The sequence below is a fragment of the uncultured Shewanella sp. genome (assembly GCF_947501225.1).
Classification (GTDB): Bacteria; Pseudomonadota; Gammaproteobacteria; order Enterobacterales; family Shewanellaceae; genus Shewanella.
In genome coordinates this window covers 1-380 of sequence record NZ_CANMUW010000053.1, presented here as the reverse complement: position 1 = coordinate 380, position 380 = coordinate 1, and the positions used below count along the sequence as shown (strand labels likewise).

General features: G+C 47.9%; 2 tRNA genes. Both read left to right on the top strand.

Annotated features, from left to right (window positions below):
* Positions 1-24: 24 nt before the first annotated feature.
* Positions 25-100 (top strand) — tRNA-Glu (locus Q1B47_RS21895).
* Positions 101-202: 102 nt separating this feature from the next.
* Positions 203-278, top strand: a tRNA-Glu gene (locus tag Q1B47_RS21890).
* Positions 279-380: the final 102 nt, after the last annotated feature.

Genomic DNA, 380 nt, shown 5'->3' with positions numbered 1-380 from the left:
AGAGTTTAAAGAACAGATGTCCGGGTCCCCATCGTCTAGAGGCCTAGGACACCGCCCTTTCACGGCGGTAACAGGGGTTCGAATCCCCTTGGGGATACCACTATTTCAAATAATTAGATTTCGGTCTGGTTATTTAGCGTTAAGCCTTAGCCTACAGGGTTTAATGAGTATTCACTCTTTGCAGAGTCTAATGCAGTCCGGGGTCCCCATCGTCTAGAGGCCTAGGACACCGCCCTTTCACGGCGGTAACAGGGGTTCGAATCCCCTTGGGGATACCACTATTTCAAATAATTAGATTTCGGTCTGGTTATTTAGCGTTAAGCCTTAGCCTACAGGGTTTAATGAGTATTCACTCTTTGCAGAGTCTAATGCAGTCCGGG